This window comes from Streptomyces sp. NPDC003691 (assembly GCF_053981115.1).
In genome coordinates this window covers 1-5,606 of sequence record NZ_JBSFNQ010000184.1, presented here as the reverse complement: position 1 = coordinate 5,606, position 5,606 = coordinate 1, and the positions used below count along the sequence as shown (strand labels likewise).

At 67.8% G+C, this 5,606-nt stretch carries 1 protein-coding gene; it reads right to left on the bottom strand.

What is annotated here, in order from left to right; translation table 11 throughout:
* The coding region (locus ACWDR0_RS34415) for an RHS repeat-associated core domain-containing protein (protein ID WP_456355772.1) at positions 1 to 5,606 on the bottom strand (5,606 nt) is incomplete at both ends.

The following is a 5,606-nucleotide window of genomic DNA, read 5'->3' as shown; positions in this document are numbered from 1 at the left end:
GCCGACATCAGACCGGTCGGGTCGGCGAAGGTGACCGGGTTGTTCTCGCTGTAGGAGTAGCCGTTGATCTGGATCGGGTCACCGATGTCGATCAGCGGGTCCGCGGAGATGAAGCGGCCGGTGGCCGGTTCGTACTCGCGGGCCCCCAGATGCACCAGTCCGGTGGAGGCGTCGTCGTCACCGCCGACGAACCCCTTGTGGGAACGCCAGCTGGGGCTCGGACTCCGGTCGACGCCGAAGGGGTCCTTCTTGGCGAACTTGACCGCGCTGCCACCGGCCAGACCGACGTTGATGTGCGGGGTGCCGTTGTGGTCCGCGATCTGTACGGACAGTTCGCTGCCGCCGGTGCCGAGAACGTGGCGCATCACGGTGGGTGCGCCGGGCTGGGCGTAGTAGCGCTCGGTGTAGGAGTGGAGCCCGCCGCTGGTGGCGACGGTGGTGTCACCCAGGAAGAGCGTCGTCTCGCCCGAGGTGATCGACAGCAGCCGCTCGCCGCCGGGCCCGTAGATATAGCGGGTCTCGTCGGCGGGCTTCCAGGACTGGCCCTCGCCGCTGACGGTGTCGCAGGTGGTGAGCTGGAGGTCGGTGCCGACGGTGGCGTTCGGTGCGGTGAGGCACTTGCCGGTGGCGACGTGCTTCAGCTTCTTGCCGGTCGCGACGGTGGTCCACTGCTGGGCGGCGGTGCCGTTGCAGTCCGCGATGACGGCGGCGATGCCGTCGGCGCCCGGAACCACACACTTACCCGCGACCTTCAGCGCGCCCTTGGTGGGGTCGTCGACAGAGGCATCGATGCGGAACTTCTGGGCCTTGCTGCCGTTGCAGGTGTAGAGCTGCACCGCGGTACCCGCCAGGGTCAGCCCCCCGGCCAGGTCCAGGCACTTGCCGCCCAGACCGGTCCAGGCGCCGGAGCCCTCGCCGAAGCCGGTGATCTTCTCGGCCTTGCCGTCCCAGGTCCAGGTCAGGGTCTGCCCGATGCCGCCGTCGGTCCGGGTGTCCATGTTGCCGGACTTGTCGTAGGTGCGGACGGAGGGCTTGGTGACCTGTGCGCCGGTTTCGGTCTTGTATGTGGTGGAGGTGCCGGTCAGGGTGTGGGGCTGGGTGCCGTCCGCCTTGCCGTACGAGTACGTCGTGGTGGCGTTCTTGGTGGCGTCACCCGCCGGGTCGTGCTTGACCAGCTGGGTGCGCTGGCCCAGCTCGTCATAGGTGTAGGACTGCCAGTATCCGGCGTTGTTGGGCGTGACGTTCTTCGTCCCGTCCGGATACTCGGGCGCCGCGCCCTGCTTGCCGGGTGCCTGGCAGGTGCTGGGGGCGGTCCAGGCCTGGGTGAGCTGGCCGATGGTGTCGTAGGTGAAGCACTGGCGGTCGGTGACTGTGTTCCACCGGTCGGCTACCGAGGTGATGTTGCCTGCCGGGTCGTACTCGTACGACCGGGCGTTCACCCGGGTCCCGGTCACGGTGGAGGTGTCGCTCGTCGACTGGCGGTCGACGATGCTCTGCTCCAGCGCACCGGAGTTCTCGTTGAAGATGTTGGTGGTCCACACCCGGTTCGGGTTGTTGCCGCTGACGGTACGGACGACCTGGCCGTAGACGCTGTACTCGGCGTCGGTCGTGTACCACTCCTTGCCGGAGGTGGAGACCGGGAGACCGTCCGCGTTGTAACGCGTGATGATCTTCTCGGCCGTCAGCGCGCCCGCCGCCGGAAGCATCGTCTCCCGTAGCTGACCACCCTTCGTGTACCCGTAGGTGTAGCTGTAGGTTTTCTGCAGACCATGTGTGGTGGCGATGCTGTCCGGCAGGGTCAGCTTCTTGCCAGTGGGCTGGTAGTCGGCGTTGTAGCCGGTGATCTCACTGGTGTAGGGGAGGCCGTCCGTATAGCGGGTGGCGCTGACCGGGAGGCCGACGGCGCCCGCGATGGTGTCGTAGGTGCCGGTCTGGAGCAGATCACCCGTGGCGCTGTCGCGGCGCTGCTCCAGCGGGCGGCTCAGCTCGTCGTACTTCGTCCAGACCTTCACGCCGCGGGCATCGGTGGCGAGTACGGGTCGGTTGGCGTTGTCGTACTCGGTGGTGCTGGTGCCGGTGTCCGGATCGGTTGAGGACTTCAGCCGCCCCCGGACGTCGTAGGCCCAGGTCCACTTGTTGCCCTTGGGGTCCTTGGCTTCGACCATGTCGCCGCGGGCGTCGTAGGTGAAGTGGGTGGAGCGGAACGCGGTCCGTGCGGGGTCGGTGAAGGTATCGACGCGGACGGTGCGGCCGAGGGCGTCGCTGTAGGAGCGCTGGGAGGCGGCGCCGGTGGGCTCGACGGCGACGGAGTAGTCGTAGCCGAACTCCGAGCGGCTGGCCTTCTCCGGCTTCTCCACGCCGGCCTCGTACGGCGTCTCCTGGAGCACCCGCCCCAGGGCGTCGTACTTGTAGAGGGTGGCGTTGGGGATCTTGGTGTCGGAGGCGTCGGTGGGCTCGTACATGACCGGCTGCGGGTCGTTGCCGGAGTAGTAGCCGTTGTTGGTGCGGCTGATGGTGCCGTTGGGGCCGTAGAAGATATCGGTGATCAGGCGGCCCTTGCCGACGGCCGGGTCCTGCTTCTGCCGCTCACGGCCGAGTCCGTCGTAGAAGACGTAGGACGAAACGTAGTCGGATCCTTCGCCTTCCTTGAGCAGCTCGGACTTCACCGAGACCGGGTCGCCTGGCTTGGCGTGGTAGGTGAAGATCGCCGCGGGCCGGCCCGCGGTGTCGGTCGGGCCCCAGGCCTTCACGGTGCGGCCGAGGCCGTCGTATTCGAAGGTGGTGGTCCGGCCGTTGGGGTCGGTCTCCTTCAGTGCGGTGGCCCGGCCGGGCTCGATTTCACTGGTGGAGGTGTGCTGCTTGGCGTTCTTCGTCTTGACGGAGTACACCTGGCCGGTGGCCGGGAGGTACTCGGTGGTGCTGGTGCTGTTCGCCGCGTCGGTCGAGCTGACCGGGCGCGCCAGGGAGTCGTAGGCGACCTCGGAGTCCTTGTCCCACGCCCCGCCGTCCTTGTTCACCGTCCAGGTGGTGGTGGCCAGGCCGTCGGCCGGGGTGGCGCCGTAGGCGAGGTTGTCGTACGTGACCCGCGAACCGGAGATCCAGGAGGTGGCCGGGGGCTCGGGGGCGTTGGCGGCCGGGCAGAGACCGGCCGTCGTCAGGGCCTGCTTGGAGAGGCCGATCAGATGCTTCGCGGTGTTGTGGACGTACTCGATACGTGAGCAGGTCTCGTCGCCGGTGACGCCGGTGTCGCCCTGGGACTCGACCTCGTACGGGAGGCCGTAGGTGTTGTCGTGCTTGGTCTCGGTCCGGACCGTGCGATAGGTGCGGGTGTCGTCCGGGGTGTCCGGATTGGTGTCCGTCCGGGTGCCGGAGGAGAGGGACACAGCGATGCTGTAGCTGTCCATGACCCGGTAGGCCTTGAGGTCCGGGATGCCGTCGCCCCGGGCCCGGGTGGCCAGGACCGTGTTCCAGGGGTAGTCGACCTCGCGGTTGAGGACCAGGCCGCCGATCTTGGTGTATGTCAGCTTCTCGGCCACCCGGCCCTGGTAGGGCAGCAGGTCCTTGGCGATGTCGTAGCCCTGGCTGTCCTTCACCGTGATGTTGCGGACCGGGTTCCCGGTGCCGGGCAGCTTGTCGCCGTCCATACCGCGGAAGTAGCGGGTCTCCGACATGGAGCGCTCACTGCCGGTGTACGCGTGGGTGGAGTCGGCGCCGCTGATGGTGCGGACGATTTCGTAGCCGCGCCACTGGTCGTAGGTGCGGGTCTTCTTCTTCGAGAACTCGGCCTGGTTGAGGGCCCAGCCGGCGCCCTTGCGCTTGGCGGCGTCGGTCTCGTCGTACTCGTACGTCGTGGAGGTGGGGTGGACGCCGCGGACGTTCGGCAGTTCCTCGATCTTGGAGACGACGTACTTGTTGAACCAGTCGATGCTCTCGTCGGCCTTGTCCGGGTCCGGGTGCCAGTAGGCCGGGAAGCAGAGCCCGGTGTTCTCGTGGGTGGCCGGGAATCCGGAGCCGGTCGCGCACGGACCGGTCGGGGGCTTGTAGGTGACGACGGTCTCGCCGCCGTACTCGTTGACCACCCGGGTGATGCGCAGCCGGTCGAAGATCGGGTTGCGGTCGCCCGAGCCTTCCTTGACCCGGTTGGGCATGGACTGGGTGTTGGCGACGAAGGTGACCGGGTTGAGCTGGACGCCCTCGGTGTCGTTGACGCCGTAGCCGGTGCGGGTGACCGAGTTCAGCCAGAGCGCGGTGCCCTCGTCGGTCTTCTCGTGCGGCAGGGACTGCGCCAGCTTCCAGTTGTCGACCTTGTGCAGGGCGGTCGAGCCCTGGACGCGCTGGGCATACGTCGTGATCGCCGCGAGGCGCTTACGGGACCAGAAGCTGGCTACCGGGACGTAGCACTCCTTGCCGGTGGCACCGGAGCAGTACAGGTCCGCCGGGGTGTCGTACCAGATCCGGTTCCGCGCCCAGTCGCCCGAGGTGAAGTTCGCGTCGGTGCACTTGAGGCTGTCTTCGGCGTAGCAGCGCTCCTCGACGGCGAACATGACGCGGGCTATGGGGTCGCCGGTGTAGATGGCGTTGTCGCGCTGGCCGTAGTCGATACGGCTGAGATAACCGCCGCGGTCGTACGCCACCGGCTGCTTGAACTTGAAGTTCTGCGCGTAGTGGTTCTGCTCCTGCTTCCACCACAGCGACATGGCGTTGCCGTGGACATCGACGACGTAGTCGAGGTTCCAGCGCCAGGCCTGCTGGCAGAAGGAGCTGGCGTAGGTGGCGTTGTAGCAGGGCTCGCCGGGCTGGTTGCCGGAGACCGGGACGGTGAAGGCGGAGTTCGTGGTCTCCTTGCCCGCCGACCAGCCGGGGAGCTTGTTGCGGCCGAACCAGTACTGGGTGCCGTCACGCGTGGTGACCTTCCAGTACTCGCCGTCCGAGTCGCCGTTGGCGAAGTCGGGGTTCTTGGCCAGCTCGACCTTCGACCCGTCGCCGTTGGCGGTGACCCACTTGTCGGAGTGCGGGGTGGCCTTGTCCGAGTCGTCCAGAACCAGCTCGGTGGTGGATCCACCGAGGGTCAGCACCGCGTTGTACGAGCCCCAGCACATGTCGGCCGTCTTGCGGTTGGCGTTGTTGCCACCGGTCCGGTCGTCACGGCAGGACTTGTAGGTCCGGGTGATGGAACCCGGGTTGTAGTCCCACCCGTCACCCACCCACGACGGTTGGTTGTTGGTGGCGGAGGTGGATCCGTCCACGGCCTGGGAGTTGTAGCCGAAGCCCAGGGCGGGGGAGGGGCCCGCGGGCACCGACGGTGCCTGCATCTGGTAGCTGTACGTGAAGGCTCCGGCGCCGTTGCCCGCGGACCAGGATCCCGCGCTGGGGATCGGGGTGGCGGAGAAGTCGCCCTTGGCGCCACTGCCCGCGGACGTTGCCACCAGGACCGAGGATCCGGCGGAGGCGGCGGTCATGGCGGTCATCGGGGCCGCCGCCTTGCCGTTCATGGCGCGGGCGGCGGACACGGGCGGGGTCACCGGGTCGGTGAGGCTGGCGACGTTCAGCGTGGCTTCGATCTGCCGCTCGCCGTCCATCACATTGTCACCGGCGGTGTCACCGGT